25 protein-coding genes are annotated in these 26,346 nt (G+C 63.7%); 13 read left to right on the top strand and 12 right to left on the bottom strand.

Translation table 11 applies throughout. The features are described 5' to 3' along the window. The first annotated feature begins 27 nt into the window (after nt 1–27). Nucleotides 28–1,095 (top strand): phosphotransferase family protein, encoded by a 1,068-nt coding sequence (locus ACNFBR_RS07000; protein WP_416734227.1) that lies wholly within the window; start codon nt 28–30, stop codon nt 1,093–1,095. A 36-nt stretch (nt 1,096–1,131) separates the two neighbouring features. Continuing rightward, a complete protein-coding gene (locus ACNFBR_RS06995) occupies nt 1,132–1,899 on the top strand; it encodes an SDR family oxidoreductase (protein WP_416734226.1) in 768 nt (255 codons plus the stop codon). On the opposite strand, the gene ACNFBR_RS06990 is transcribed toward ACNFBR_RS06995, so the two are convergent. From ACNFBR_RS06990 to ACNFBR_RS06980, 3 genes are all read right to left on the bottom strand, one after another. Further along, entirely contained in the window at nt 1,900–2,721 is an 822-nt protein-coding gene (locus tag ACNFBR_RS06990) for a class I SAM-dependent methyltransferase (protein ID WP_416734225.1), read from the bottom strand. Between the two features lie 111 nt (nt 2,722–2,832). Next, nucleotides 2,833–3,183, bottom strand: coding sequence for a hypothetical protein (locus tag ACNFBR_RS06985; RefSeq protein ID WP_016498900.1), 351 nt, complete (start codon nt 3,181–3,183; stop codon nt 2,833–2,835). Between the two features lie 72 nt (nt 3,184–3,255). After that, nucleotides 3,256–4,416, bottom strand: a complete 1,161-nt coding sequence (locus tag ACNFBR_RS06980) for a GGDEF domain-containing protein (RefSeq protein ID WP_416734224.1) — start codon at nt 4,414–4,416, stop codon at nt 3,256–3,258. Between the two features lie 224 nt (nt 4,417–4,640). Between ACNFBR_RS06980 and ACNFBR_RS06975 the strand changes: the two genes are divergently transcribed. The 4 genes from ACNFBR_RS06975 to ACNFBR_RS06960 all read left to right on the top strand — a co-directional run bounded on the left by ACNFBR_RS06975 (nt 4,641) and on the right by ACNFBR_RS06960 (nt 8,816). After that, nucleotides 4,641–4,832, top strand: coding sequence for a hypothetical protein (locus ACNFBR_RS06975; RefSeq protein ID WP_016711445.1), 192 nt, complete (start codon nt 4,641–4,643; stop codon nt 4,830–4,832). A gap of 73 nt (nt 4,833–4,905) precedes the next feature. Further along, nucleotides 4,906–5,298, top strand: coding sequence for a glycine zipper domain-containing protein (locus ACNFBR_RS06970; RefSeq protein ID WP_012273171.1), 393 nt, complete (start codon nt 4,906–4,908; stop codon nt 5,296–5,298). A gap of 126 nt (nt 5,299–5,424) precedes the next feature. Next, nucleotides 5,425–7,254, top strand: coding sequence for an SLC13 family permease (locus ACNFBR_RS06965; protein ID WP_416734223.1), 1,830 nt, complete (start codon nt 5,425–5,427; stop codon nt 7,252–7,254). Between the two features lie 137 nt (nt 7,255–7,391). Beyond that, complete coding sequence (locus tag ACNFBR_RS06960) at nt 7,392–8,816, top strand: diguanylate cyclase (protein ID WP_416734222.1); 1,425 nt, start codon at nt 7,392–7,394, stop codon at nt 8,814–8,816. A 1-nt stretch (nt 8,817) separates the two neighbouring features. On the opposite strand, the gene ACNFBR_RS06955 is transcribed toward ACNFBR_RS06960, so the two are convergent. Then, a complete protein-coding gene (locus tag ACNFBR_RS06955; RefSeq protein ID WP_416734221.1) occupies nt 8,818–9,579 on the bottom strand; it encodes a sulfite exporter TauE/SafE family protein in 762 nt (253 codons plus the stop codon). Between the two features lie 98 nt (nt 9,580–9,677). On the opposite strand from ACNFBR_RS06955, the gene ACNFBR_RS06950 reads away from it, so the two are divergent. Beyond that, nucleotides 9,678–10,583 carry a LysR substrate-binding domain-containing protein gene (locus ACNFBR_RS06950; protein WP_416734220.1) on the top strand — a complete coding sequence of 302 codons (906 nt, stop codon included), beginning with the start codon at nt 9,678–9,680 and terminating at the stop codon, nt 10,581–10,583. Nucleotides 10,584–10,713: 130 nt separating this feature from the next. Here ACNFBR_RS06950 and ACNFBR_RS06945 read toward each other — a convergent pair whose 3' ends face one another. Beyond that, complete coding sequence (locus tag ACNFBR_RS06945) at nt 10,714–10,908, bottom strand: hypothetical protein (RefSeq protein ID WP_416734219.1); 195 nt, start codon at nt 10,906–10,908, stop codon at nt 10,714–10,716. Between the two features lie 367 nt (nt 10,909–11,275). After that, nucleotides 11,276–11,632, bottom strand: coding sequence for an SH3 domain-containing protein (locus ACNFBR_RS06940; protein ID WP_416734218.1), 357 nt, complete (start codon nt 11,630–11,632; stop codon nt 11,276–11,278). A 206-nt stretch (nt 11,633–11,838) separates the two neighbouring features. On the opposite strand from ACNFBR_RS06940, the gene ACNFBR_RS06935 reads away from it, so the two are divergent. Beyond that, a complete protein-coding gene (locus ACNFBR_RS06935) occupies nt 11,839–12,882 on the top strand; it encodes an alpha/beta fold hydrolase (protein WP_416734217.1) in 1,044 nt (347 codons plus the stop codon). Nucleotides 12,883–13,174: 292 nt separating this feature from the next. Further along, entirely contained in the window at nt 13,175–13,360 is a 186-nt protein-coding gene (locus ACNFBR_RS06930) for a hypothetical protein (RefSeq protein WP_416734216.1), read from the top strand. A gap of 131 nt (nt 13,361–13,491) precedes the next feature. Here ACNFBR_RS06930 and ACNFBR_RS06925 read toward each other — a convergent pair whose 3' ends face one another. The 6 genes from ACNFBR_RS06925 to nicC all read right to left on the bottom strand — a co-directional run bounded on the left by ACNFBR_RS06925 (nt 13,492) and on the right by nicC (nt 19,819). Further along, nucleotides 13,492–14,784, bottom strand: a complete 1,293-nt coding sequence (locus tag ACNFBR_RS06925) for an OprD family porin (protein ID WP_416734215.1) — start codon at nt 14,782–14,784, stop codon at nt 13,492–13,494. Nucleotides 14,785–14,923: 139 nt separating this feature from the next. Further along, nucleotides 14,924–16,237 (bottom strand): MFS transporter, encoded by a 1,314-nt coding sequence (locus tag ACNFBR_RS06920; protein ID WP_416734214.1) that lies wholly within the window; start codon nt 16,235–16,237, stop codon nt 14,924–14,926. Nucleotides 16,238–16,445: 208 nt separating this feature from the next. Then, the gene (locus tag ACNFBR_RS06915; protein ID WP_416734213.1) at nt 16,446–17,087 is read right to left on the bottom strand and encodes an N-carbamoylsarcosine amidohydrolase; all 642 of its coding nucleotides are present in this window, start codon (nt 17,085–17,087) and stop codon (nt 16,446–16,448) included. Nucleotides 17,088–17,101: 14 nt separating this feature from the next. Further along, complete coding sequence (locus tag ACNFBR_RS06910) at nt 17,102–17,854, bottom strand: Asp/Glu racemase (protein WP_416734212.1); 753 nt, start codon at nt 17,852–17,854, stop codon at nt 17,102–17,104. A 13-nt stretch (nt 17,855–17,867) separates the two neighbouring features. Then, the gene (nicD, locus tag ACNFBR_RS06905; protein WP_416734211.1) at nt 17,868–18,674 is read right to left on the bottom strand and encodes an N-formylmaleamate deformylase; all 807 of its coding nucleotides are present in this window, start codon (nt 18,672–18,674) and stop codon (nt 17,868–17,870) included. Continuing rightward, nucleotides 18,671–19,819 carry a 6-hydroxynicotinate 3-monooxygenase gene (gene nicC, locus ACNFBR_RS06900; RefSeq protein ID WP_416734210.1) on the bottom strand — a complete coding sequence of 383 codons (1,149 nt, stop codon included), beginning with the start codon at nt 19,817–19,819 and terminating at the stop codon, nt 18,671–18,673. Before nicC ends, nicD begins: the two co-directional genes overlap by 4 nt. A 321-nt stretch (nt 19,820–20,140) precedes the next feature. Between nicC and ACNFBR_RS06895 the strand changes: the two genes are divergently transcribed. The 4 genes from ACNFBR_RS06895 (at nt 20,141) to ACNFBR_RS06880 (ending at nt 26,343) form a co-directional block, all read left to right on the top strand. Next, nucleotides 20,141–21,193: a 2,5-dihydroxypyridine 5,6-dioxygenase gene (locus ACNFBR_RS06895; protein ID WP_016498883.1), complete on the top strand. Its 1,053-nt coding sequence runs from the start codon at nt 20,141–20,143 to the stop codon at nt 21,191–21,193. A gap of 69 nt (nt 21,194–21,262) precedes the next feature. Next, a complete protein-coding gene (locus tag ACNFBR_RS06890) occupies nt 21,263–21,739 on the top strand; it encodes a MarR family winged helix-turn-helix transcriptional regulator (RefSeq protein ID WP_416734209.1) in 477 nt (158 codons plus the stop codon). A 570-nt stretch (nt 21,740–22,309) separates the two neighbouring features. Next, nucleotides 22,310–22,783 (top strand): (2Fe-2S)-binding protein, encoded by a 474-nt coding sequence (locus ACNFBR_RS06885; protein ID WP_416734208.1) that lies wholly within the window; start codon nt 22,310–22,312, stop codon nt 22,781–22,783. Further along, on the top strand, nt 22,780–26,343 hold the full coding sequence (locus ACNFBR_RS06880; protein ID WP_416734207.1) for a molybdopterin cofactor-binding domain-containing protein: 3,564 nt from the start codon (nt 22,780–22,782) through the stop codon (nt 26,341–26,343). Before ACNFBR_RS06885 ends, ACNFBR_RS06880 begins: the two co-directional genes overlap by 4 nt. Nucleotides 26,344–26,346: the final 3 nt, after the last annotated feature.

Raw genomic sequence — 26,346 nt, 5'->3', positions numbered from 1 at the left:
CCTTGCGATCGAGAATAAGGAAAACGCATGACGCTCACCGACCAGTCCACCCAGGTACGCCCCGGCGAAGAACTCGACGCGGCCGTCATCGGCCCTTACCTCAAGGCCAACATCGCCGGCCTGGACGGCCTGCCGAGCATCAGCCAGTTCCCTGGTGGCGCCTCCAACCTCACCTACCTGGTCAGCTACCCGGGCCGCGACTTCGTACTGCGCCGACCACCGTTCGGCCAGAAGGCCAAGTCGGCTCACGACATGGGCCGCGAATTTCGCATCCTCAACCAGCTCAACAGTGGCTTCCCCTACTGCCCCAAGGCCTATGTGCACTGTACCGACAGCAGCCTGATCGGCGGCGAGTTCTATGTGATGGAACGGGTCAAGGGCATCATCCTGCGCTCGGACCTCCCGGCCGAACTGAACCTCGACGCCAGCCGTACCGAAGCCCTGTGCAAAAGCTTCATCGACCGCCTGGTCGAGCTGCACCAGGTGGACTACAACGCCTGCGGCCTGGCAGACCTGGGCAAGCCCGAAGGCTACGTGCAGCGCCAGATCGAGGGCTGGACCAGCCGCTATGAAAAGGCCCTGACCCCGGATGCGCCGTGTTGGGAACAGGTCACCGCCTGGCTGCGCGATAAAATGCCCGCCGACCACCCGCGCCCCAGCATCGTGCACAACGACTACCGTTTCGACAACGTGATCCTGGACGCCGACAACCCCATGCGCATCATTGGCGTGCTGGACTGGGAAATGGCCACCCTGGGCGACCCCTTGATGGACCTGGGCAACAGCCTGGCCTACTGGATCGAAGCCGACGACCCGGCACCGGTGCAGTTGATGCGTCGCCAACCGAGCAACGCCCCGGGCATGCTCAGCCGCCGCCAGTTCGTCGATTACTACGCCGAGCGCGCCGGCATCCGCCTGGACAACTTCGATTACTACTATTGCTATGGCCTGTTCCGCCTGGCAGGCATCGTCCAGCAGATCTACTACCGCTTCTACCACGGCCAAACCCAGGACAAACGCTTCGCCCAGTTCATTCACATGAACCGCTTGCTGGAGCAAATGACCCTACAGGTCATCGCCAAGTCCAGCCTTTGAGCACCGCCCACGACGACGGATAACAAGGAAAACAGCATGTCCAAGACCCACCTGTTCGACCTCGACGGCAAGATTGCCTTCGTTTCCGGCGCCAGCCGAGGCATCGGCGAGGCCATCGCCCACTTGCTGGCCCAGCAAGGGGCCCATGTGATCGTCTCCAGCCGCAAGCTCGACGGCTGCCAACAGGTAGCCGACGCCATCATCGCCGCCGGCGGCAAGGCCACGGCAGTGGCCTGCCACATTGGTGAACTGGAGCAGATCCAGCAGGTTTTCGCCGGCATTCGCGAACAATTCGGGCGCCTGGACGTGCTGGTCAACAACGCAGCCACCAACCCGCAGTTCTGCAACGTGCTGGACACCGACCCAGGTGCATTCCAGAAGACCGTGGACGTGAACATCCGTGGCTACTTCTTCATGTCGGTGGAGGCCGGCAAGCTGATGCGCGAACACGGCGGCGGCAGCATCATCAACGTGGCGTCGATCAACGGGGTTTCGCCTGGGCTGTTCCAGGGCATCTATTCGGTGACCAAGGCGGCAGTCATCAACATGACCAAGGTGTTCGCCAAGGAATGCGCGCCGTTCGGCATTCGCTGCAACGCCTTGCTGCCTGGCCTGACCGACACCAAGTTCGCTTCGGCGCTGGTGAAGAACGACGCCATCCTCAACGCCGCCTTGCAGCAAATCCCGCTCAAGCGCGTGGCCGACCCCAAGGAAATGGCCGGCGCGGTGCTGTACTTGGCCAGCGATGCCTCCAGCTACACCACCGGCACCGCGCTCAATGTCGACGGTGGCTTCCTGTCCTGATCAGGCTTTGACCGCCACCAGGGTGTAGCTCAGGGGCAGGCGTGCGGGTTGCTCGCGCAAGCGATACTCACCGTCGTCGCCCTTGACCATCTGCCCCGGCAGCGCCTCCCAGGGGATGCTCTGGTGCTCGACCAGCGCTGTCAGCTGCAAGCCGTGGGCCATCAAGGCAGTAATCACCTCGCCCAAACCGTGGTTCCATTCGTGGGTTTCGGTGTGGGCCAGGCGTTGCTCAGTTTCGACATAGGTCTGGTCGTTGTGCCACACCGTCGGTTCATCGTGCTCGAAGTACGGGTATTCCAGCTGCAGACGGTCCTGGTGGTCTTCGTTGACGGCCATCAACATCGGGTGCCCATCGCGCAAGAACAGCCGCCCGCCCGGTTTCAGCAGGGCAGCGACGGTGCGTGCCCATGGCTCAATGCGAGGCAGCCAGCAGAGCGCGCCAATGCCGGTGTAGACCAGGTCGAACGCACCTGCCGGCAGTACCTTGTCGGCGGCATAGACGTCGGCTTCGACATAGTCGATAGGCACCGCGCAACGCTCGGCCAATGCCCGTGCCTCGACCAACGACGCTGCGGAATAATCCAGGCCGCAGACCTTGGCGCCAAGGCGCGCCAGCGAGAGCGTATCGGTGCCGATGTGGCACTGCAGGTGGACAGCGTCGAGCCCGTCGATATCGCCGAGCAATGGCAGGTCGAAGCGCACGGTTTCAGACAGGTGCCCGGGTTGCTGGACCAGGCGTTCGACTTCGTAGTCTTTGGAAGCAGCGTGCAGCGGGGCGCGTTCGTCCCAGCTGACGCGGTTGAGTTGCTGTGAGCGGTCCATGGTGTCTTCCTTGAGTGGTAGCGGCTCATGCTAGCCGTCACCTGCACCTTCAGCACACCACTGCCTTGCTAAAAATTGTAAAAGCCGCTCCCGCTGGATCGGTTCCAGCCGTTACAAACAGGTGGCCGCAGCCGCCCGCCGCTGCAACGCCACCCCATCGTTCTTCTGCGCGTAGTAATCCACCCGCGCGCCACCCGCCTGCGGGTAAACATCCACGAACGCCTCGGCCTCACGGGTATAGACGGTGAAGCCACCCTGTTTGCGCGGTTCCAGGTAGCCACTGGCGTCGTCACCGAACACCTTCTCTTCCTGCCAACTGAACTGGATGCACTGGGCAACCAGTTCTGGCGCCTTGTGCGAGTCGAGCTGCGCCGTCGGCTTGCCGCCGCGTGCCGTCTCCATGGTCGCAGAAGCACAACCGACCAACATCAGCGCCGCGGCCATCGGCAGAATTGCACGCATGTTCCATCCTCAGGGTAAAAAAGAAGGCGACTCTAGCACTGCCGGGTAGCGCACGTGAATGCTTGCGTACCGTCAACCCGCCTCGACCAATGCCGCCATGTGCACCGTGTTGCGCCCGGCGGCCTTGGCCTGGTACAGCGCCGCATCGGCCTGGGCCAGCAAGCTGGCAGTGCTGTCCCCGGGGCACGGCACGCCACACCAAAGGCCGACGCTGAAACGCAGTTCGATCTGGTCACCGGCAAAACGTGCCGGGCTGCGCGCAATGGCCTCGCGCAGCCCTTGCAAGGCGGCCATCGCGCCGCTGCGGTCGGTACCGGGCAACAGCAGCAGAAACTCCTCGCCGCCGTAACGCCCAAGGCTGTCACCTTGGCGCAGGCGCTGCTGCAATTGGCGCACGCAATGGCATAACACTTCATCGCCGGCCAGGTGCCCATACAGGTCGTTGATGCGCTTGAAATGGTCAATGTCGATCATCGCCACCGCCAGGCTGCCGTTTTGCTCGCGCGCACGGTCCAGTTCGACGGCGAAGCGTTCGAGGATCGCCCGGCGATTGTAGGTGCCGGTCAGCACATCGCGCAGGGCCAGGTGCTGCAGCCGCGACTCGCTACGCTCCTTGGCCATGAGTACCAGGCCGATCGAGTACATCATCACCGTGGCCGTGCCGATTGCCACGGAGATGCTCTGTTTGAGGTTGCTGGTGTCGTAGCGCATTTCCACCGCCGTGCCATTGGCCACCGCCACCACGCGCATGCCCAAACCAACCAGGCTGATCAACGCACCGATCTCCAGCAGCAGGTGCGCCCTGCCCGGCCGCTCGGCATGGCGCCACGCCCAATACAGGATCATCGAGCACTGCAGCATGAGCACCAGCGTTGCCAGCAGCATGCGTGGCTCCAGCGTGTCGAGCAGCAGCATGAGCCCCACCAGCATGCCGGCAGGTATGACGAAAATGACACGCCAGGGCACCACCTGCTCACGTACCCGGAACAAACTGGCCGTGTAGAACGCCAGGGCCAGCGACAGCAGACTGTTGCCCAGGCCATAGCTGAGCCACAGAGGGGCTTGGGCATAGACGGTGTAGCAGACATAAGCCAAGGCATGCACCAGCAGCCCGCAGCCCGTCAGCATCAGGTTGTCGCGGCGGTTGCTGCGCCCGACCAGCAGCAAGCAGAAGGCCAGGATGGTTGCCACCAGGGCAACGGCGGCGAACAACGTGGGGGTGTGGGCGATCATCGTGATTCACCGTGTGGCAGGTTGCCGTCTTGACTGCGGCTTACCCCACAGTTTAGGGGGGCATTAGCCGCTCGGCCATGACCGAACGGGACAGAACAGCAACCCGCAAGCACGCCACTCATCGCTGTCAGCACAATTTTTTAACCGCCGGGGAAACCAAATGGAGCGATCCCAGTCTCAGAAGGTGTCCCGTAAACCTATGCGGATCAAGGACCTATATCGTGATCACCCGTCTTGCAAGCCTTTCGCTGGTTGCCGTTGTCCTGCTGACCGCAGGTTGCCATAGCCATCGCTACCATGACGATGACGATGGCTGGCGTGACCGCGACCGTGACCATCGCCACCACCATCGGCATGACCGCGACGATGACGATGATGACAATCGGCAATACCGCGGTGACCGCTACTACCGCTGAAGCGTCTTTTCAGCCCTGACCCGCCGCCCGTTGCGCGGCAACTTATCCTGATGATTCCTTTGAGGTTCGTATCATGCGTCTGACTCTGCCTTCCCTTGCCCTCGGCCTGCTGCTGTGCCAGGGCGCTTTCGCCGGTGACGGTACTGCCGCCATTGGCGGCGGCCTGGGTGGTGTCCTGGGCAACGTTGTTGGTCAACAGCTTGGCGGCAAGACCGGCGCGGCCATTGGTGCTGGCGTTGGCGGTGCAGCCGGCAGTGCTGTCGGTGCACGCAAAGGCAACCGTACCGAAGCCGCCATCGGCGGTGGCCTGGGCTCGGCTGGCGGCTCGCTGCTGGGCGGCGCAGTAGGCGGCAAGACCGGTTCGACCGTCGGTGCCGGCCTGGGCGGCGCAGCCGGTGGTGCCCTCGGCAACCACCTGGGCGACGAAAACCGCGGCAGCAAGAAGCACCACCGCCACCGTCACTGATCAGGTGACCGAAGGGCCGCATAGCGGCCCTTTTTGTTGCAGCACATCAACACCCCCTTCCTTACACGCTGGCACACTGGCTGCTACTGTCTATCGTGCCCCTGTGTGAAGGAACACCCCCTCCCCATGAACCAAGAGCTGCTCTGGGTCCTCGGCCTACTGGCCATCGTCATTTTCCTCTTCGTCATCAACCGCCCACGCATGGACGTGGTCGCGCTGCTGGTGATTCTTGCCCTGCCGCTACTTGGCATCCTCACCGTGGAGCAGGCCCTGGCCGGTTTCAGCGACCCCAACGTGGTGCTGATCGCTGCCCTGTTCGTGATAGGTGAAGGCCTTGTGCGCACCGGCATTGCCTACCGCATCGGCGAATGGATGAGCGAGCGGGCCGGCAACAGCGAGGCACGCCTGCTGGTGCTGCTGATGGTGGCCGTGGCCGGGCTGGGGTCGATGATGAGCTCCACAGGAGTGGTGGCCATTTTCATCCCGGTGGTGCTGAGCATCGCCGCGCGCCTGCAGCTTTCGCCCAGCCGCCTGATGATGCCGTTGGCGTTTGCCGGCCTCATCAGCGGCATGCTCAGCCTGGTCGCCACACCGCCCAACGTGGTGGTGCACAGCGAGCTGGTACGCCATGGCCAAGCAGGCTTCAGCTTCTTCAGCTTTACCCCCTTCGGCCTGGTGGTGCTGGTGCTGGGCATTGGCTACATGCTGCTGACCCGGCACTGGCTCAACGGTGAGGTCCGCAAGGACGGCCGGGTGGAAAGCCGCCGCACCCTGTTGGACCTGGTGCTGGACTACAAGCTCAACGGCCGTGAACGGCGCCTGCGCATCCGTCCTCACTCGCCCCTGATCGGGCACACCCTCGGCGAACTGGAATTGCGCACCCGGCACGGCGCCAACGTGATCGGTATCGAACGCCAGCACAAATTCACCACCCGGGTGATCGCTGCCGACTCCAGCACCGTGTTGCACCAGGGCGACGTGCTGCTGCTCGACCTGTTCGCCAACCGCGACGACCTGCGCAGCCTGTGCCAAACCATGCAACTGGAGCCGCTGCACTTCAAGGCCGCTTATTTCATCGACCAGTCCCAGGAGCTGGGCATGGCCGAGGTCTCGCTACCGCCGGGCTCGCAACTGATTGGCAAGAGCATCCTCGAACTGGCGTTTCGTACCCGCTATGACCTCAACGTAGTCGGCCTGCGCCGCGAGCAGGCAGCCATCGAAGAGCAACTGCTGGAAGAAAAGCTGCGCCTGGGCGACACCTTGCTGGTGGTCGGCCCGTGGAAGGCGGTACGCCAGTTGCAAAGCAAGCCCAAGGACTTCCTGGTACTGAGCCTGCCTGCCGAAATCGACCTGGTCGCCCCGGCCCGCACCCGTGCGCCGCAGGCGTTGCTGAGCCTGGCGGTGATGGTCGGGCTGATGGTCAGCGGCGTGGTGCCCAATGTCATCGCTGCGCTGATTGGCTGCCTACTGATGGGCGCTGGCCGTTGCATCGACATGAACAGCGCCTACCGGGCCATCCATTGGCAAAGCCTGGTGCTGATCGTCGGCATGCTGCCCTTTGCCCAGGCACTGCAGAAAACCGGCGGTATCGACCTGGCTGTAGGCGGGCTGGTCAGCGTGCTGGGAGGCGCCGGCCCCAGCGCCATACTTGCCTGCCTGTTCGCGGTCACGGCGGTGATCGGGCTGTTTATTTCCAACACCGCCACCGCGGTGCTGATGGCACCGGTGGCCATCAGCACCGCGGCGCAGCTGGGCATGTCGCCCTACCCGTTTGCGATGACCGTGGCGCTGGCCGCGTCGGCAGCGTTCATGACGCCGATTTCATCACCTGTCAACACGCTGGTACTGGGCCCAGGGCAATACCGCTTCGCTGACTTCGTCAAAATTGGCGTGCCATTCACCGTGCTGGTGATGCTGGTAACGGTGGTGATGGTGCCGTGGTTCTTTGGTCTGTAAGCAACGCGGCAAAGAATGGAGGCAATTTGACATTATCTCGACCGATCGCGGCAGATTGACATCAACTACCTTGACGAAACACACTGCGGGTTATCGCCCCAGGTGCTTCAAGGCGTTGTCCTGGATTTCGTTTCCGCTTGCCGGTCGAGTTCATGGTTTTTCCAGCCCAATCGCGCTTGTTGCCTTATGTCGTTCTGCTTTGCCTGACCTTTGTCCTCACGCTGGGCGGCATCCTGGCACGTCCGATCGAATCGCTGTCGCTGTTCTGGCCGGTGAATGCGGTGCTGGCCGGCATACTGCTGCGCTACCCCCGCCAAGCCACGCTTACCGGCTTTGGCCTGGTGTGGCTGGCCATGGTCGGCGCCGACCTGCTGTGCGGCAGTGCCTGGGTGCCGGCGCTATGGTTCAACCTGTGCAACCTTGGCGTGGTGGTCACCCTCTGGCAACTGCTGTCGCGCTTGCCGCGGCTGCATCGGCGCATGCGCACCCCGCACGGGGTACTCAGCGTGTTCGCCGCCTGTGCCGCCGCTGCCATGGTGGCGGCCAGCATGGCAGCGGTCATGGCCACACCCTGGTTCGAGGAATCGTTGCGCGCCACCTGGCTGGCCTGGTTCAGCGAACAATTCTCGACCAGCGTGCTGGTGCTACCGGTGCTGCTCACCGCACCCTCGGTGCGGGCCCTGCTGCGCGGCGGTGCTCAGCCCATCCGCCTGGCGCCGTTGCTGGTGCTGCTGGCCTCGCTGGCGTTCAGCATCGCCTTTGGCGGCCCTGGGGCCATTGCCTTCCCAATAGCCGCGCTGCTGTGGTGTGCCTGGACCTACTCCCCTTTCCTGGTTTCTCTGCTGACGCTCACAGCCGGCAGTACGCTGATCGTGGCCGTGGCGCAAAACCTCATGCACTTCAGCGTGCCGCAGAGCGAGCCAGGCGTCACCACGCTGATGTCGGCGCGCCTGGGCATCGCCATGCTGGTGCTCGGACCGCTGGTGGTGGCCTGCGTCAGCCAGACCAACCGCAGCCTCATGGCCCGCCTGGCGCACCAGGCCACCATCGATCACCTCACCGGCGTGCTCACCCGCAGCGCTTTCACCCGTCGCGCCAACGCCCTGCTGGACAGCCGCCAGCAGCATGCCCAGGCGCTGCCGTTGACCCTGATGATGCTGGACATCGACCATTTCAAGTCGATCAACGATGCCCACGGCCATGCCGTCGGTGACCAAGTACTGCGCCAGTTTGCCAGCACCCTGCAGGACCAGTTGCACAATGATGAATTGTTCGCACGCCTGGGCGGTGAGGAGTTCGTGGTCATGCTCCCCGGCCTTGCGCCCGAGCGGGCCAAATTTACCGCCGAACGCCTGCGCCGCGCCGTGCAGGACCTGCATGTGGTGCAGGCCGATCAGCGCTTGCAAATTACCGTGAGTATCGGTGTGGCCGGCTGCGATGCCGACCTGCCTGCGCCTACCCTGGACGAGCTGTTGGCGAATGCCGATCAAGCGCTGTACCGGGCCAAGGCCCATGGCCGCAACCGGGTCGAACAGGCTGAAGCACAGCGCCAGGTGATCTGAACTAGCCGGTCAGCAAGTCCCACGACAGCTTGGCGATCAGCACACACAGCAGCACCAGGAACAGCCCGCGGACAAAGCCGGCACCTTTGCGTACTGCCAGCCAGGTACCCGTCAGCGCGCCGAGGATGTTGCACACCGCCATGGGCAGGGCGATGGCGTACAGCACGTTGCCGGTCGGCACGAAGAACACCAGCGCCGCCAGGTTGGTGGCAATGTTCACCACCTTGGCCGAAGCCGAAGCGTGCAGGAAGTCCAGGGCAAAGAAGCGGATGAACAGAAAGATCAGGAAGCTGCCGGTACCTGGACCGAACAGGCCGTCGTAAAAACCGATCGCACCGCCGATCAGCACCGCCAGGCACTGCTCCTTGCGGCCGATTTGCGCAGGTTTGTGCAGGGTGCCAAAGTCCTTCTTGCAGAAGGTGTAGATAGCCATCAGTACGATCAGCACCAGCACTGCCGGGCGCATCATGCTAGGCGGCACCAGCGAAACCGTGGCCGCACCGGCGAACGACATGACAAAGGCGCTGAGTGCCGCCGGCACGATCAACCCCCAGTCCAGCGTCACCTTGCGGATGAACGAACGCGCCGCGAAGGCCGTGCCACATACCGAAGCCAGCTTGTTGCTGCCGAGCAGTGCCGCCGGCTGCGCGCTGGGCAGCACATTGAACAACGCCGGGATCTGGATCAGCCCACCGCCACCCACGGCGGCGTCGATCAGCCCAGCGGCGAAGGCGAACACAGAAAGCACAGCGATATCCATCATGACGCGGTTCCAGGCAGTGAAGTCGCCTGCAAGGCTAATCAAACGAGCGCGCTTGTGTTGAAATGCCATATTGCAAAAACTGCAATAAGGAACAAGCGATGGCATTGGACATGCTGCGGGAAATTCAGGCGTTCGTCAGCGTGGCGCACAAGCACAGCTTCGTGGCCGCCGCCCGCGCACTGGGGCGCTCACCCAGTGCAGTCACACGCGCGGTACAAACCCTGGAAGACAATGCCGGGAGCAAACTGCTCAACCGCAACGCCAACGCCGTGACCCTCACCGAAGCCGGCGAGCGCCTGCTGCCCCACGCCGAGCGCTTGCTGGATGTGCAACGCGATGCCGCCGACGAACTGGCCGCGCTCAGCGGCAGCGCCCAAGGCTGGATCCGCTTTGCCGTGCCGCAACTACTGGGCGAGCATGTGCTGGCGCAGGTGCTTGCCGCGTTTTCCCGCTGCCACCCTCAAGTGACCCTGGACGTACAGTACAGCGACGAAGCCCTCGACCCGCTGCAGGGCAAATTCGACTTCGTGGTGCGCGGTGCCTTCCCGCAATCGAGCGAGCTGATCGGCTACCCGCTATGGCCCTACCAGCGCCACTTGTATGCCAGCCCGGCATACCTGGCCCTGGCCGGCACGCCACAACATCCGGAGGATCTGGATGGGCACGCACTGATCCTGCATACCGCGCCACGCATCCTCAAGGCCTGGCACTTCTGCCGCGACGGCCAAATCACCAGCCTGCGCCCCAGGCCAAGGCTGCGCCTGGGCTCGGGCGTGGCGGTGTATCACGGCGCATTGGCCGGCGCCGGTATCGCTCGCCTGGCCGCCTGGGTTGGTGAAGCGCAAGTCAGAGCTGGGCGCCTGGTGCGGGTATGCCCGCAGTACCGCCTGACGTCCAGCAGCGGCCAGGACCCTCTGATGCATGCGGTATACCCTGCCGGCGAGCTACCGGCGCGGGTTCGTGACTTGCTGGCAGCCTTGCGCCAGGCCGGCAAGGGCTATTGAAGCAGCCCCTGAAACGACTGTTCAATTTCTGCTCAATTTAACAGAGCCCGCCGTGGGCCTGGCTTGCAGCACTTTATCCACAGACCTACCCACGTTTTTTGTGGACAGATTTCCCAGCGCAAAGAATGACTTATCGCACAAACTGCAAGGCCGAATTGGCCAACTTGACCAGCTCGATCCACTCCTGCGTACTGATCACCCCGGTTTGCTCCAGCGCCTCTGCATTGCGCAGTGCCTGGTCATAGCCCAGCTCATCGAGCAGGCCCTTGGCGAGAAAACGGCTCCGCCACTCCAGCATGGCTGCAGTGCCTTTCTTGCATTCCATTAATGTATCGACTCCCAGGCAAAAGACCGCCGAATGAGCGGCGGCGGGAGACTACACGAAGCGTTTGCACTTGAGAATGACTTGCACCTACCGCTGATCCAGCGGTGCAACGAGGGAAGTTAATGGCCAATTGCCAAGAGATTGGGCCCGCCGCTTGGAGTAGACGGGCCGCGCAGAAAAACGCAGTTGAACTCAGCTCGGTGGAATGGTGCCCAGAATACCAATCAGAATGGTCAGCAGCAGAAAACCACCCAGGAACAGCGCCAGCTTGCCCATTGGAACCTCTACAGTTGTGATGCGGGAATGGGCATATTGTCGGCCTAGGGCTGATACGGTTACAGATTCAGGTTTATGGAAAAAAAGCGGATCAGATAGAAACCCTGCGGACTTTTTCCGCAGGCAGCCAACCCAACTCGCCATTGCCCTGCCGCCGGCACCAGACCCAGCCATTGAGCGGACGTACCATCTGCACCCGTTGCCCTGGGTCGACATCCAACTCATGCGCAGAGTAATGGTCCAGCGCCCTGCCCTGGCACACGCTGAGCCGCTCGATCAGCTGCGCCGGCACCCAGCCCGGCTCCTGCCCGGCGCAGGTGCACAAGTACCAGTCCTGCCAGCCCGGCTCGCCTTCGTAGCGCGGGCCGATGTCCAGCAAGGTACCCTTGGCGAAGCGTATAGGCCGCGGGTACTCGCTGCGGTGGGGTTCAATCACAACGTAATGCATGGGCCTCTCCTTGGCCGGAAAACCTTCGATGGTAGCAGAGGCGGAAAAGCCCACCGCTGCACGATGCTTGTATCGTTATGTGTATAAATTGAGACCTGATACACAAGAACGCTTCCTGCAGGCTAATCGGACATATCGGCGATACAGGCGCCATCTTTACTGGCACGCATCAACCCGCACCGCTGGCTTTGCCAAGGAGATGCCCGATGCCTGCCCGTCACTCGACCACCCCCCTGCCACGTCACTTCAGCCGTAGCCTGTTCGCCTGTGCCCTGCTGCCGCTTGGGCTGATGGCTGCGAACATCGCCACCGCCGCACCCGCGCAGCCCCAGGCAGCGACCGCCATAGCAGATAACTTCGGCCCACTGAAACACGTCAACGCAGGGGTGCTCGATGTGGCCTATGTGGAACAAGGCCCTGCCGATGGCCCGGTGGTAATCCTGCTGCATGGTTGGCCGTACGACATTCACAGCTTCGAGGAAGTTGCACCCGCCTTGGCCGCGAAAGGTTACCGGGTACTGGTGCCCTACGTGCGCGGCTACGGTCAGACTCGCTTCCTGTCCGCGCAAACGCCACGCAATGCCCAGCCCACAGCGCTGGCCAGCGATGTCGTCGCCTTCATGGATGCCCTGCATATCCAGCGCGCCGTACTGGCCGGCTTCGACTGGGGGGCGCGCACTGCCGATATTGTCTCGGCGCTTTGGCCGGAGCGGGTCAAAGCCCTGGTATCCGTCAGCGGCTACCTGATCAGCAGCCAGGAGGCCGCCAAAGCCCCGCTGCCGCCCAGCGCCGAGCTGCAGTGGTGGTACCAGTACTACTTCGCGACTCCACGCGGCCAGGCTGGCTACGAACAGAACCGCCATGCTTTTGCCAAGCTGATCTGGCAAACCGCCTCGCCCAAGTGGGCGTTCGATGATGCCAGCTTCGAGCGCAGTGCCAAGGCCTTGGACAACCCCGACCACGTGGCGATTACCGTGCACAACTACCGCTGGCGGCTGGGGCTGGCCCAGGGCGAAACACGCTACGACCCGCTGGAGGCCAAGCTGGCCAGTTTCCCCAGCATCGCCGTACCGACCATCACCCTGGAAGGCGACGCCAACGGCGCCCCGCACCCACCGGCCGAAGCGTACGCGCAGCGCTTTACCGGCAAGTACGAATATCGGCTGATCAGCGGTGGCATTGGCCATAACCTGCCGCAGGAAGCGCCGCAGGCGTTTGCCCAGGCGGTGGTGGATGCGGATCACCTGTAGCCTGCAGGCGGCAATTGCTACATAAGGTTTCGAAAAGCGCGACAGGTGCTGGGGGCAACCACGCTGAAGGGTTTACCCGTAGAAAGGGGATTGGCCCCAGTCAACACGGGGGGCGAGCTTGATTGGGAAGAAATGAATTGAAACTCGGTTTGTAGGATCGTTTACCGCACGGAGTAGGAAGATGCGTAGCTGCAGCACTTGCCTGTATGAAACATCAGTTTCTCCAGCAAATTCGAGCTGCTACGGTCCATTTTTCCTACAACGGCACGGAAGCCTACAGCATGAGAAAAGCATGGACCCATTCAATACTTCAGCCCTGAAACTGCAGAAAAATTTGCTTAACCTGCGCCTTGAGCGTGATCGCCTGAGAAGTGAGGGCAAGGACACCGAAGCGGATCAACTCGCCGGGCCGATTGCGCGATTGGAAGCGGCCATTGGGCAATTGCCGGAGGATATGAGGCCGGCGACCTTACAGTGAACCTTGTAGGAGCAGCCTTGTGCTGCGAAGAGGCCGGCCAGGCAAAAAACCTACTTCGCCGGTAATGGCCTCTTCGCAGCACAAGGCTGCTCCTACACGGTGACCGCGCTGGTTTTGCAGCGTCTACACCCTCAGAACAGCTTGACCGTGTAACTCAGGATCAAGCGGTTCTCGTCGATGTCGGTGCGGTAATTGGAGCGCGCCATCACGTTGCGCACGCGTATCCCCAGCCCGGCCAGCGGCCCGCTCTGCACCACGTAGGCCAGGTCCAGATCACGCTCGCGGTCACGCCCCTCGAAGCCCAGCCCGGTGTCCACGTCCCGCCCCTTCACATAACGCAGGGTCGACGTCAGCCCTGGAATGCCCAAAGCGACAAAGTTGTAGTCATGCCGCACCTGCCACGAGCGCTCACCCGGCGCCGAGAACTCATAAGTCGGCAGCGTATTCCCCATCGGGTTGGTGTTGGCACCCACCTGGATGAAACCATCATCGCCGCCGATCTGCTGGTAACCCAAGTAAAAGGTATGCCCGCCAGTCTTGGCCGAGAACAAGCTGAACAACGCATGGTTGTCGTAGTCGCCGGCAATCTTGCGCCCGTCCTCGCGGGCATCGAAGTAGCCGGCATTGACCCCCAGCGTCCAGTCGCCCAACGGCTCGGCGTGCTTGAAACTGTAGAAACGCTGCTGGTAGATATCCTCCAGCTGCGCCTGCCACACCCCTACGCTGGTGCGGTTATCGTTGAAGGCATAGTCGGCGCCCACGTAGTTGAAGCGGTCGCTGGTAAAGCGCGCCAGCCGCGCCGGGTTGATCGGGTCGTTGACCAGCGCGTACATCTTCTGGCTGTTGGACGAGTCGCGCAGGCTGGTGGAGCGGAACTGGCCGGCATTCAGGGTCAAGCCGGCGAACTCGCGGGACTCCAGCATCGCGCCCTGGTAAGTCGGCGGCAGCAGGCGCAAGTCGCTGAACAGCAGCACCGGCAGGTTGGGCATCAGCTCGCCCACCTTCAGCTCGGTCTGCGACACCTTGAACTTGATCGCCGCCCCCAGGCGGCTGTATTCGTCCGCCGACTTGCCGCTGTCCAGGCTGGGCAACAACCCGGACTTGGCATGCGCCGGGCTGCTGTCGAGCTTGAAGCCGAGCAGGCCGGTAACATCCACGCCGACACCCACGCTGCCCTGGGTATAACCGGAACTGGCATTGAGGATAAAACCCTGCGCCCATTCCTGGGTACGCGACTGGGTGCTTGCGCCCTTGATGTCGGCATAGTCGCGGCTGAAAAAGTAATTGCGCGCCTGCAGCGTGGCGCGCGCATCCTCGATGAAACCGGCCTCTTGCGCCGAGGCCTCGGCGCACAACGCGGCGGCTATGCAACCGCCGGCCAGGCGCACGGACGAACTAAGATGCGGTGCGGTGGAACCTTGCATGGGGCTACTCCTGAATTCGGGCAACAGCAACCCGGCGCGGCGACCTGGTTGGGCCACCGACGTGCGGGTTGCATCGAGAGAGGGCTGGCAGGCGGGCACCCGGCCCGCCTGCCCTGCCGTTGCGTGAAGGGCTGGGCCGCTAGCGGTTGACCAGCTTCGCCGGCAAGGCGATGACCAGGAAGCAGCTGAGAATCAGGCAGCCGGCAAACACCCACAGTGCGGCGTGCGAGGTACCCGTGAGGTCGGTGACCAGCCCCATCAGTGAATTGCTCACCAGGCCGGCGATGTTGGCCACCGAACAGGCCAGGGCAAAGCCTGTGGCGGCGGCGGTGCCTTTGAGGAAGGTCGCCGGCAGGCTGAAGAACACCGGCACCGCGCCGATGATCGCTGCCGAGGCAATGGCGAACAGCACCACGGTCATGACCAGGTTCTGGCTGAACAAAGTGCTGCTGGCCATGGCGATCGCACCAATGATAAACGGCACGATGATGTGCCAGCGGCGCTCGCGATGGCGGTCGGAGCTGGCCCCGATCATCAGCATGCCGGCCAATGCGGCCAGGCTCGGAATGGCTGTGAGCAAGCCGATGTGGAAGGTGTCGCTGACGCCCGCATCGCGAATGAAGGTCGGCATCCAGAAGCCCATGGCATAGGCGCTGAGCAGGATCGAAAAGTCGATGCCCCCGAGCATCCACACCTTCAGGTTGAAGAAGCCGTCGCGGAAGCTGTGCTTGCTGTCCTTGCCCTCGGCATCGTCGGCGGCCAGGTCTGCCGCCAGTTGTGCCTTGTCCTCAGCCGACAGCCACTTGGCTTGGTGGAAATGGTTAGGCAGTGCCCAGAATGTGAGGATGCCGAGCAACACGCTGGGGATTGCCTCCAGCAGGAACAGCCACTGCCAGCCGTGCAAACCGTGCACCTGGTCGAAATGCCCCATGATCCAGCCGGAGATCGGCCCGCCGATCACGCTCGACAAAGGCAGCCCGATCATGAACAAGGCAATGATGCGCCCGCGCCGATAGGTGGGGTACCACATGGTCAGGTAGTACAGCACGCCGGGCAGGAAGCCGGCCTCGGCAGCCCCCAGCAGGAAACGCAGGATATAGAACTGGGTGGTGCTGGTGACGAACATGGTGCAGGCCGACAGCAGGCCCCAGGTGATCATGATGCGTGCGATCCACAGCTTGGCGCCAACGCGCTGCAGGATCAGGTTGCTCGGCACTTCGAAGATGATGTAGCCGACGAAGAACAGCCCCGCACCCAGGCCATAGGCCGCGGTGCTGAACTGCAGGTCTTCGAGCATCTGCAGCTTGGCGAAGCCGACATTGATGCGGTCCAGATAAGCTGCGAGGTAGCAGAAGCACAGGAAGGGGATGAGCCTCCAGGTGATCTTGCTGTACAGCGCTTTCGTGCCATGGTCGATGTCACTGTGGACCGTGGTTGCATTCGCAATTGGCATTTCCTGTCTCCTGGCGGGCGACTTTGTGGTTGTTTTAAGGCCAGCAGTTTTCGACGCGCCGGGCACCCCGCGCACTATACGCGGCGTGCCTGGGCAGCGCCTGAAGACCCCGAGTGCTCCTGCGGGGCGACCGCCCGGACAGCAGGCGGTCATGGACGGGCTTCCCGCGCCGTTCCTTGATTGTTATTGGGTAAGGGCTGCCCGGCGCTCAGCCGGCCAGGTGCCTGAGTTGCTGCATGGCATCCTGCCGGGTGACGACATCGCCGTACTTGCTGTCGATGTCGAACAGGTTGGCTTCGTGCGGGTCGTTGTGGCGGTCACCGACACACTCACGTACCACAATGGTTCGAAACCCGTGCTGCATGGCATCCACCGCACTGGCGCGGATGCAGCCGCTGGTCGAGCAGCCAGCCAGCACCACGGTATCCACCCCTTGTGCATGCAGCAGCGGAGCCAGGCTGGTGGCGAAGAAGGCGCTGGCGTATTGCTTGCTCAGCACCACCTCCCCCGCCTGCGGCGCAACGGCTTCGCAGAAGGCCGCCAGCGGGTTGCCTTCGACCATGTCCTTCATCACTGGCGCCTTGCGCACCCACACACCACCGTCGGTGAAGTGCGGTGGCTGGTAGCGGATGTTGGTATGCACCACCAGGGTACCGCAATCGCGGGCCAGCGCCAGCAAGCCGGCGGCCTGCTCCACCGCCGTGACCACGCCCGGCGCGTACAGCGGTGCCCCGGGGGTGGTGTAGCCCTGCATGAAGTCGATCATCAACAGGGCCGGCTTGCGGCCAAAGCCAATGCGTTGGCCCCACACCCCTTGGTAGTTGTCACGGGCGCTTTGTGCGTCGCTCATGTCCGTCTCCGATTTCAGTAGGCGCCCGACAGCAGCGCACCGGCACCCGGCACGACCGGTTCCAGGTCGAGCGCCTTGAGCATGGCGTAGGTGGTGGCGATGGCGGCGGTGACCACCGGCTTGCCGGTTTGCGCCTCGACCTTGGCCACTGCCGGTAGCGATTGCATCTGCACGCAGGCCGACAGCACCACCACATCGACACCTTCAAGGTCCATGCCGGCGACGATGCCCGGCAGGTTGGCCGGGTCGTGGCGGGCCACGGCGAGGTTGTCGGGGATTTCCAGCGCGCGCCAGTCCTGCACCTCGAAGCCTTCCTCGCGGATGTAATTCACCACCAGCTCGGTCAGCGGCTTCATGTACGGTGCGACGATGGCGATGCGCTTGGCCTTCATCACATGCAAGGCCTCGACCAACGCCCCGGCACTGGTGATGACCGGTGCCAATGCGTCGTTATCGGCAGTGGCCTGGCGCAGGCGCTTTTCCGATTGGCGGTGATAGCCCAGGCCCATGGCCATGATCGCCACCAGGCAGGCGTAGCCCAGCACATCGACCTTGGCGTCGGACAGCTCCACTGCGCAGCGGTCGGACTCGGCGTCCATGGCGGCCAGTTCTTCCTTCTTCACCTGCTTCATGCGCATGCGGCTGGAGTGGAAGGTGAAGCGCTCAGGGCGGATTGCCTGGCGTGCGTTGAGCATCGCCGGGATCTCGGTTTCCATGGTCGTGTTCGAGCTCGGCACGATCTGGCCGATGCGGTATAGCTTGGTCATGTCTCGTGCTCCGTCAGACGAGGGGTTGGTCGAGGAAATCGCCGAAGGCAGCGAAGAAGCCTTCAAGGTCATCCCAGGGGATCATGTGGCCAGCGTTGTCTACCTGTACCACCTGGATATCCGGCTTCAGCTCGCGGATTTCGGCAATGTCGCGTGGCTCGATCACCCCGCCGCGCCCGGCCACCATCAGCAACGCCGGCTGGCGCACGGCGGGCAGGTCCTGGTGGATGTCCACCTCGTGGAAATCATCGAAGGCGCGCACGATCGCCGGCTCGTAGCAGGTGTGCAGCCATTCAGCGCGCAGTGCCAGTTGCTCCTCGCTCCAGGTGGCGCAGAAGGCGCGCATGTCATCGCCGCTCATACCCACCGTGGCCTGGCGGATCGAATCGACATACCACGGCAGCTTGCTGGGGTAGGCGCGGCGGCCCGGCCCGGACACTGGCGGGTCGACCAGCACCAACCGCTGCAGCCCCGGTGCGCCTTGGGCTGCGGCGCGGATGGCGAAGCGCGCGCCCATCGAGTGCCCGACCAGGTGGTAGCTGTCCAGGCCCAGTGCTGCAGCAAAGGCCGGGATATCGGCGGCACAAGCATCGGTGCCGTAATCCAGTTCCGGCCCGCTTGAAGACAAGCCGCGCCCACGCACATCCAGCACGTAGGTGTCGAAGTGCTGCCCAAGGCGCTCGGCGACAAAGCCCCAGGTGATCGCCGGGCTGGTGATGCCTGGCACCAGGATCAGCGCATGGCCCTTGCCGCCATAGCGCAGGTAGTGCTGGCGGACGCCATTGGCGCTGACGTTGCCGCCGGCGACGAAGGTGCTCATGCCGCCTCCCCGCTTTTCAGCTGCTGCCCGTACAGGTCGTAGCCATAGACCCACGCCGGATCCTCCTGCGTGTAAAGCCAGGTGTTGGCGTTCGACACCGACTGCACCTGCGATGCCCGCTCCTTGCGGTTTGCCTCGTACAGTGCGAACGCGGTGCGGTGGTCGGACAACCCGGTCTCTTGCAGGCAGCGGGTCAGCATGGCCGCGTCCTCGATGGCCATGCAGGCGCCCTGGGCCATGTGCGGCTTCATGGGGTGGCAGGCGTCGCCCAGCAGCACCAGGCGGCCTCGGCTCCACAGTGGCAACGGGTTGCGGTTGCGCAGTGGCCACTTAGTGATCGACTCGGTGGCATCGATCAGTTTCTGCACGGTGGGATGGTAGCCCTCGAAGGCGGCGCGCATTTCTTCCTGGCTGCTGTCGACGAACGCGCCCTGGAAGTCCCAGGCCTCATGGGGCACGCCGGTAACGAAGTAGTATTCGTCGCGCTTGCCGGTGGTGTAGTAGACCATCATGTGGCGGTCCTCGGACCACCACTTGACGCAGGGCTCGAACACATCGGCGTGCTGCGCCAGGTTCACCCCACGGATCAACGCACGGTGTGCCACCCAGCCGCTGTAGTTCGGCGCTTCGGCACCCAGCAGCTCCTCACGGATTTTCGAGTGGATGCCGTCGGCACCGATGACGATATCGGCCACGGTGTGGGTGCCATCGGCGAAGTCCAGGCGCACCTGGTCGCCTTCGTCGACGATCTTTTCCAGCCGCTTGCCGAAGTGCACGGTGCCCGGCTTGATCGCCTCGATCTGCAACGCATGCAAGTCGCCACGGTGGATGGTGATGTAGGCGGCGCCGTACTCGCGGCGAGCAAACTCGCCCAGCGGGATACGCGACAGGTAATCGCCGCTGTTGCCATCGCGGCTGAACCAGAAGTCCGGGTGCGAGCCCATCAGTTCCAGTTTCTGCTCCAGCCCCATGCGGCGGAAGATCTTCATGACGTTGGGGCCGATATGAATACCCGCGCCAAGGCGGGTGAACTCCGGCGCCTGCTCGAACACCTCGACATCGAACCCGGCCTGTTGCAGCAACGTGGCGGCGGCTGCCCCACCCAGACCTGCACCGACGATTGCGATTTTCTGCCTACCCCGCATGGGTATCTCTCCTCTTGTTCTGATGTGTGGCCAGCGGTTCGACCGTCTGACGATTTAGAGCGTATACGCTGTAAATGTTTTTTGGAAAGGGCCCAGAGCAAATATTTTTCAAACGCCTGATCGAAAACCATAACTCGCAAATTGTTACCGTAAACACTGGGCAATGTGTGGATAGGTAACGTTCTACAGAGAACTTGCGCTTGCCGACGGGATGCGCTTAGATCTGCAAAAGTAGGGTGTACACACTATTATTTCGCACCGAGATGAAGCACCAGGCACTGCCACGGTGCATCCCCGCCAACGCCACCCAGGAGAACCCCGATGCCGGTGAGCAATGCGCAACTGACCCAGATGTTCGAGCACGTGCTGAAACTGTCCCGCGTGGACGAGACGCAGAGCGTGGCCGTACTCAAGAGCCACTACTCCGACCCGCGCACGGTCAATGCCGCGATGGAGGCCGCACAGCGCCTGAAGGCCAAGGTGTATGCGGTAGAACTGCCGGCGTTCAACCACCCGACCGCCATGGGCAACGACATGACCGCCTACTGTGGCGACACCGCCCTTACCGGTAACCTGGCGGCGCAACGGGCGCTGGAAGCGGCCGACCTGGTCGTCGACACCATGATGCTGCTGCACTCGCCCGAGCAGGAGCAGATCCTCAAGACCGGTACGCGCATCCTGCTGGCCGTGGAACCACCCGAGGTACTGGCGCGCATGCTGCCCAGCGAAGACGACAAACGTCGGGTACTGGCGGCCGAAACCCTGCTGAAACAGGCGCGCAGCATGCATGTGCGGTCCAAGGCCGGCAGCGACTTCCACGCCCCGCTCGGCCAGTACCCGGCCGTGACCGAATACGGCTATGCCGACGAGCCGGGGCGCTGGGACCACTGGCCCAGTGGCTTCCTGTTCACCTGGCCGAACGAGGACAGCGCCGAGGGTACGCTGGTGCTGGACGTGGGCGACATCATCCTGCCGTTCAAGAACTACTGCCGCGAGCGCATTACCCTGGAGATCGAAAAAGGCTTCATTACCGGCATCCATGGCGGCTTCGAGGCCGAGTACCTGCGCGACTACATGAAGTACTTCAACGACCCCGAGGTGTACGGCATCTCGCACATCGGCTGGGGCCTGCAGCCGCGCGCGCAGTGGACGGCCATGGGCCTGCACGACCGCAACGACGGCATGTGCATGGATGCCCGCGCTTTCTACGGCAATTTCCTGTTCTCCACCGGCCCCAACACCGAGGTCGGCGGCAAGCGCAAGACCCCGTGCCACCTGGATATCCCACTGCGCAACTGCGATATCTACCTGGATGACAAGGCCGTGGTGCTGGCGGGCGACGTGGTCGCGCCAGAGGAGTCGCGGGCGCGATAGTGGTTATACTGGCCGGGCGCTCCGCTATTGGCGGCCGGCCAGCACCTTTCCACCAGCCCAAGCCATCCTATGCCGAAGAAAACCACACCCAGCAGCGCCCCGCTCGACAACACCCCCTACGACGTCACCGAACAGGTCGGCCATTTGCTGCGCAAGGCCTACCAGCGGCACACGGCGATTTTCCAGCAGCAGGCTTGCGACCCACAGTTGACCTCGATCCAGTTCGTCACCCTGTGCGCCCTGCGCGACCATGGCCCCAGCTCCCAGGCCGAACTGATCAAGGCCACGGCGGTGGACCAGGCAACCATCCGCGGTATCGTCGAGCGCCTGAAGGCGCGCGAGCTGGTGCAGCTGTCGCCTGACCCGGGCGACCGACGCAAGGTCATCGTCGAGCTCACCGACAGCGGCGCGGCATTGCTCGATGCCATGATCCCCTGCGCCCGGCAGATCAGCGAACTGAGCATGGGCAGCCTGAATGCCGGTGAGCGCGTGGCCATTCTGTACCTGCTGCGCAAGATGATCGACAGCGACGAAAGCGCTGGCTGACGTTTCCCCCAGGCTACCGCAGCCCCCCTGTAGGAGCAGCCTTGCGCTGCGAAGAGGCCATTGCAGCTGAAGCTGATCTCCAGCCTTACTGGCCCCTTCGCAGCACAAGGCTGCTCCTACAAAAAGCCTGATCGACAGCGACGAAAGCGCTGGCTGACGTTTCCCCCAGGCTACCGCAGCCCCCCTGTAGGAGCAGCCTTGCGCTGCGAAGAGGCCATTGCAGCTGAAGCTGATTCCAGCCTTACTGGCCCCTTCGCAGCACAAGGCTGCTCCTACAAAAAGCCTGATCGACAGCGACGAAAGCGCTGGCTGACGTTTCCCTCAGGCTACCGCAGCCCCCCCTGTAGGAGCAGCCTTGCGCTGCGAAGAGGCCATTGCAGCTGAAGCTGATCTCCAGCCTTACTGGCCCCTTCGCAGCACAAGGCTGCTCCTACAAAAAGCCTGCCTGCTCCCCGAAATCATCCCTGGCCTGCTTCTTGCTCACTCATTTCATGTAGTGAGTACTTACCGAAACTCACGCACCATTTGAGTCCTTTGGTAGCGCAAGCAACCTCCAGAGATGAGCCAATAATGCAAACAACCATCTCCCTGCGGGTCAACGGCCAGCCCGTCGAAGTCAGCGCCATGCCCGACACCCCGCTGCTGCTGATCCTGCGCAACGACCTGTGCCTGAACGGCCCCAAGTACGGCTGCGGCCTGGGCGAGTGCGGGGCGTGCACGGTGATCATCGACGGCGTGGCCGCACGCTCGTGCGTCATCCCCCTGGCCGGCGCCGCGGGCCGCGACATCACCACCCTCGAAGGGCTGGGCAGCAAGGCCGCGCCGCACCCGGTGCAACGGGCGTTCATCGACGAACAGGCGGCCCAGTGCGGCTATTGCATGAACGGCATGATCATGACCGCCAAGGCCCTGCTCGACCGTATTCCCGACCCCAGCGACGAACAGATTCGCAATGAGCTGTCCGGCAACCTGTGCCGCTGCGGCACCCACGTCGAAATCCTGCGCGCCGTGCGCCGCGCCGCCGAGACCCGGAGAAAAGCATGAACCACTCTCAACAGGTGCCCAGCCGCGACCAGTTGCTGGCCAAGGCCGGCGTGCTGCTGATCGTCGACCACATCACCCCACCCTCGGGGCCCGTGGCCAAGGGTGTGACACCGGTGGTCAAGGAGCGCGAGCTGGCGTTGTTCATCGCCGTCAGTGACGACGGCATGGTCTACGCCTTCAACGGCCACGTCGACCTGGGCACCGGCATCCGCACCTCATTGGCGCAGATCGTCGCCGAAGAGCTGGACCTGCGCATGGACCAGGTGCACATGGTGCTGGGCGATACCGAGCGGGCCCCCAACCAGGGCGCGACCATCGCCAGCGCCACCCTGCAGATTTCCGCCGTGCCGTTACGCAAGGCCGCCGCCACAGCGCGGCGCTATCTGTTGCAACAGGCCGCACAGCGCATTGGTTGCGCGCCCGAAGCGCTACGCATCGAAGACGGCACGGTTATCGCCAGCAACGGCCGCACGATGAGCTTTGCCGACCTGGTGCAAGGTGAAAACCATCAGCTGACCATTGCCGACGATGCTCCGCTCAAGGCCATCGACGACTACCGCCTGGTCGGGCGCAGCACCGCACGGGTAGACATCCCCGGCAAGGCCACCGGCGAGCTGACCTATGTACATGACATGCGCCTGCCCGACATGCTCCACGGTCGGGTGATCCGCCCGCCCTACGCCGGCCACGACAGCGGCGATTTCGTCGGCAATAGCCTGCTGGCGGTAGATGAGTCCTCCATCGCCCATATCCCCGGCGTGGTGGCCGTGGTGGTCATCCGCGATTTCGTCGGAGTGGTGGCCGAGCGCGAAGAGCAAGCGATTCGCGCAGCCCATGAGCTGAAAATCAGCTGGAAGCCCTTCACAGGCAAGCTGCCCGACCTCAGCGATGTCGCCCAGGCCATCCGCGACAACCCGCGCGTACAGCGTACCGTGCTGGACCAGGGCGATGTCGACGGTGGCCTCGCCAATGCCAGCCAGCGCCTGAGCCGCAGTTACCTGTGGCCGTACCAACTGCACGCCTCGATCGGCCCGTCGTGCGCACTGGCCGACTTCACCGACGGGGCAATCCGCGTGTGGTCCGGTACGCAGAACCCGCACCTGCTACGCGCCGACCTGGCGTGGTTGCTGGCATGCGACGAAGCACGCATCGAAATCATCCGCATGGAGGCCGCCGGTTGCTACGGCCGCAATTGCGCCGATGACGTGTGCGCCGATGCGGTGCTGTTGTCGCGCGCGGTGCAGCGCCCGGTACGGGTGCAACTGACCCGTGAACAGGAGCATGTGTGGGAACCCAAGGGCACCGCGCAGTTGATGGAGATCGACGGCGGCCTGAACGCCGACGGCAGCGTGGCCGCCTACGACTTCCAGACCAGCTACCCGTCCAACGGCGCGCCCACCCTGGCCTTGCTGCTGACCGGCGCCGTGGAGCCCGTGCCGGCGCTGTTCGAAATGGGCGACCGCACCTCGATCCCGCCGTATGACTATGAACACATGCGCGCCACCATCAACGACATGACGCCACTGGTGCGTGCCTCATGGATGCGGGGCGTATCGGCCATGCCCAACAGCTTCGCCCACGAATCGTACATCGACGAGTTGGCCTTCGCCGCCGGCGTCGACCCGGTCGAATACCGCCTCAAGCACCTGTCCGACCCGCGCGCCATCGACCTGGTCAAGGCCACCGCCGAACGTGCCCAATGGCAGCCGCATACCCAGCCCATGCAGGCGCAAGCCGAAGGTGACGTGCTGCGTGGCAGGGGCTTTGCCTATGCGCGCTACATCCACAGCAAATTCCCCGGCTTCGGCGCGGCCTGGGCGGCATGGGTGGCCGATGTGGCGGTAGACCGGCGCACCGGTGAAGTCGCCGTCACCCGCGTGGTGATCGGCCACGATGCCGGGATGATGGTCAACCCCGAGGGCGTGCGCCATCAAATCCACGGCAACGTCATCCAGTCCACCAGCCGGGTGCTCAAGGAGCAGGTCAGCTTCGAGGAGTCGACCGTGGCGAGCAAGGAATGGGGTGGCTACCCCATCCTGACGTTCCCCGAGTTGCCCGCCATCGACGTGATGATGCTGCCCCGCCAGCACGAGCCGCCGATGGGCAGTGGCGAGTCGGCATCGGTACCGAGCGCGGCGGCCATCGCCAATGCCATTTTCGATGCCACCGGCATTCGCTTTCGCGAGCTGCCGATCACGGCCGAACGGGTGCGTGCCGCCCTCGGCGGCGAAGGCCAGGGGCCAGATGCACCCACGCCAGCACAGCCGACAAGCAAACGGTCGAAATGGTGGTTCGGCTCGCTGGCCGGGGTATTTGGCGCAGCCTTGGGCATGCTTGCCACCGCCCTGCCCTGGCGCGCCGAGATCGCCCCGGTGACGCCGCCTGGCGCCGGCAGCTGGAGCGCCGCGATGCTTGAGCGCGGGCGCCAGGTGGCAGCCGCCGGCGACTGCGCCGTGTGCCATACGGTCAGCGGCGGCAAGGTGAATGCCGGTGGGCTGGCAATGGACACGCCCTTCGGCACGCTTTACAGCACCAACATCACCCCCGACCCGGAAACCGGCATCGGCCGCTGGTCGTTCGCCGCCTTCGAGCGGGCCATGCGCGAAGGTATCAGCCGCGATGGCCGGCACCTGTACCCCGCCTTTCCCTACACCTCGTTTCGCAACATCAACGACGCCGACATGCAGGCGCTGTATGCCTACCTGATGTCGCAAACCCCGGTACGCCAGGCAGCGCCCGCCAACCAGATGCGCTTCCCGTTCAACCAGCGACCGCTGATGGCCGGCTGGAACGCGCTGTTTCTGCAACGCGGCGAATACCAGCCCGACCCGCAACGCAGTGCGCAGTGGAACCGTGGTGCTTACCTGGTCGACGGGTTGGGGCATTGCACGGCCTGCCACTCGCCGCGCAACCTGATGGGCGCGGAAAAAGGCGGCAGCAGCTACCTCGCCGGCGGCATGGTCGATGGCTGGGAAGCCCCGGCCCTGAATGCCCTGGGCAAGTCATCGACACCGTGGAGCGAAGACGAACTGTACAACTACTTGAGCACTGGCTTTTCCGAAAAACACGGTGTCGCGGCCGGCCCCATGGGCCCGGTGGTCAGTGAACTGGCCACCCTGCCAAAGAGCGACGTGCGTGCCATCGCCCACTACCTCAGCTCACTCGATGGCAAGCCGCAGCCAGTGGCCGCCAAGGCCGCGCCTCAGGCGGACACGCAAGTGTCGCTAAGCAACGGCGAGCGGGTTTTCAAGGGTGCCTGCATGGCCTGCCACAGCGATGGGCTGGGGCCGAAACTGTTTGGTGTCAGCCCGTCGATGGCGGTCAACAGCAACGTCCACAGCGACCTGCCGGACAACCTGCTGCGCGTGGTGCTGCACGGCATTGCCAACCCGGCAACCCGTGACTTGGGCTATATGCCTGGCTTCAAGGACAGCCTATCGGACCGCCAGGTAGCCGACCTGGCAGCCTACCTGCGCCAGCGCTTCGCTGCCGACAAGCCGGCCTGGCAAGGGCTGGCGGCCAAGGCCGCGCAAGTACGCGCCAACCCTGGCAGCCATTGAGGC

Source organism: Pseudomonas sp. NY11955 (assembly GCF_048068035.1).
In the GTDB taxonomy this organism is placed as follows: Bacteria; Pseudomonadota; Gammaproteobacteria; order Pseudomonadales; family Pseudomonadaceae; genus Aquipseudomonas.
This window is presented reverse-complemented; position numbering and strand designations above follow the sequence as displayed.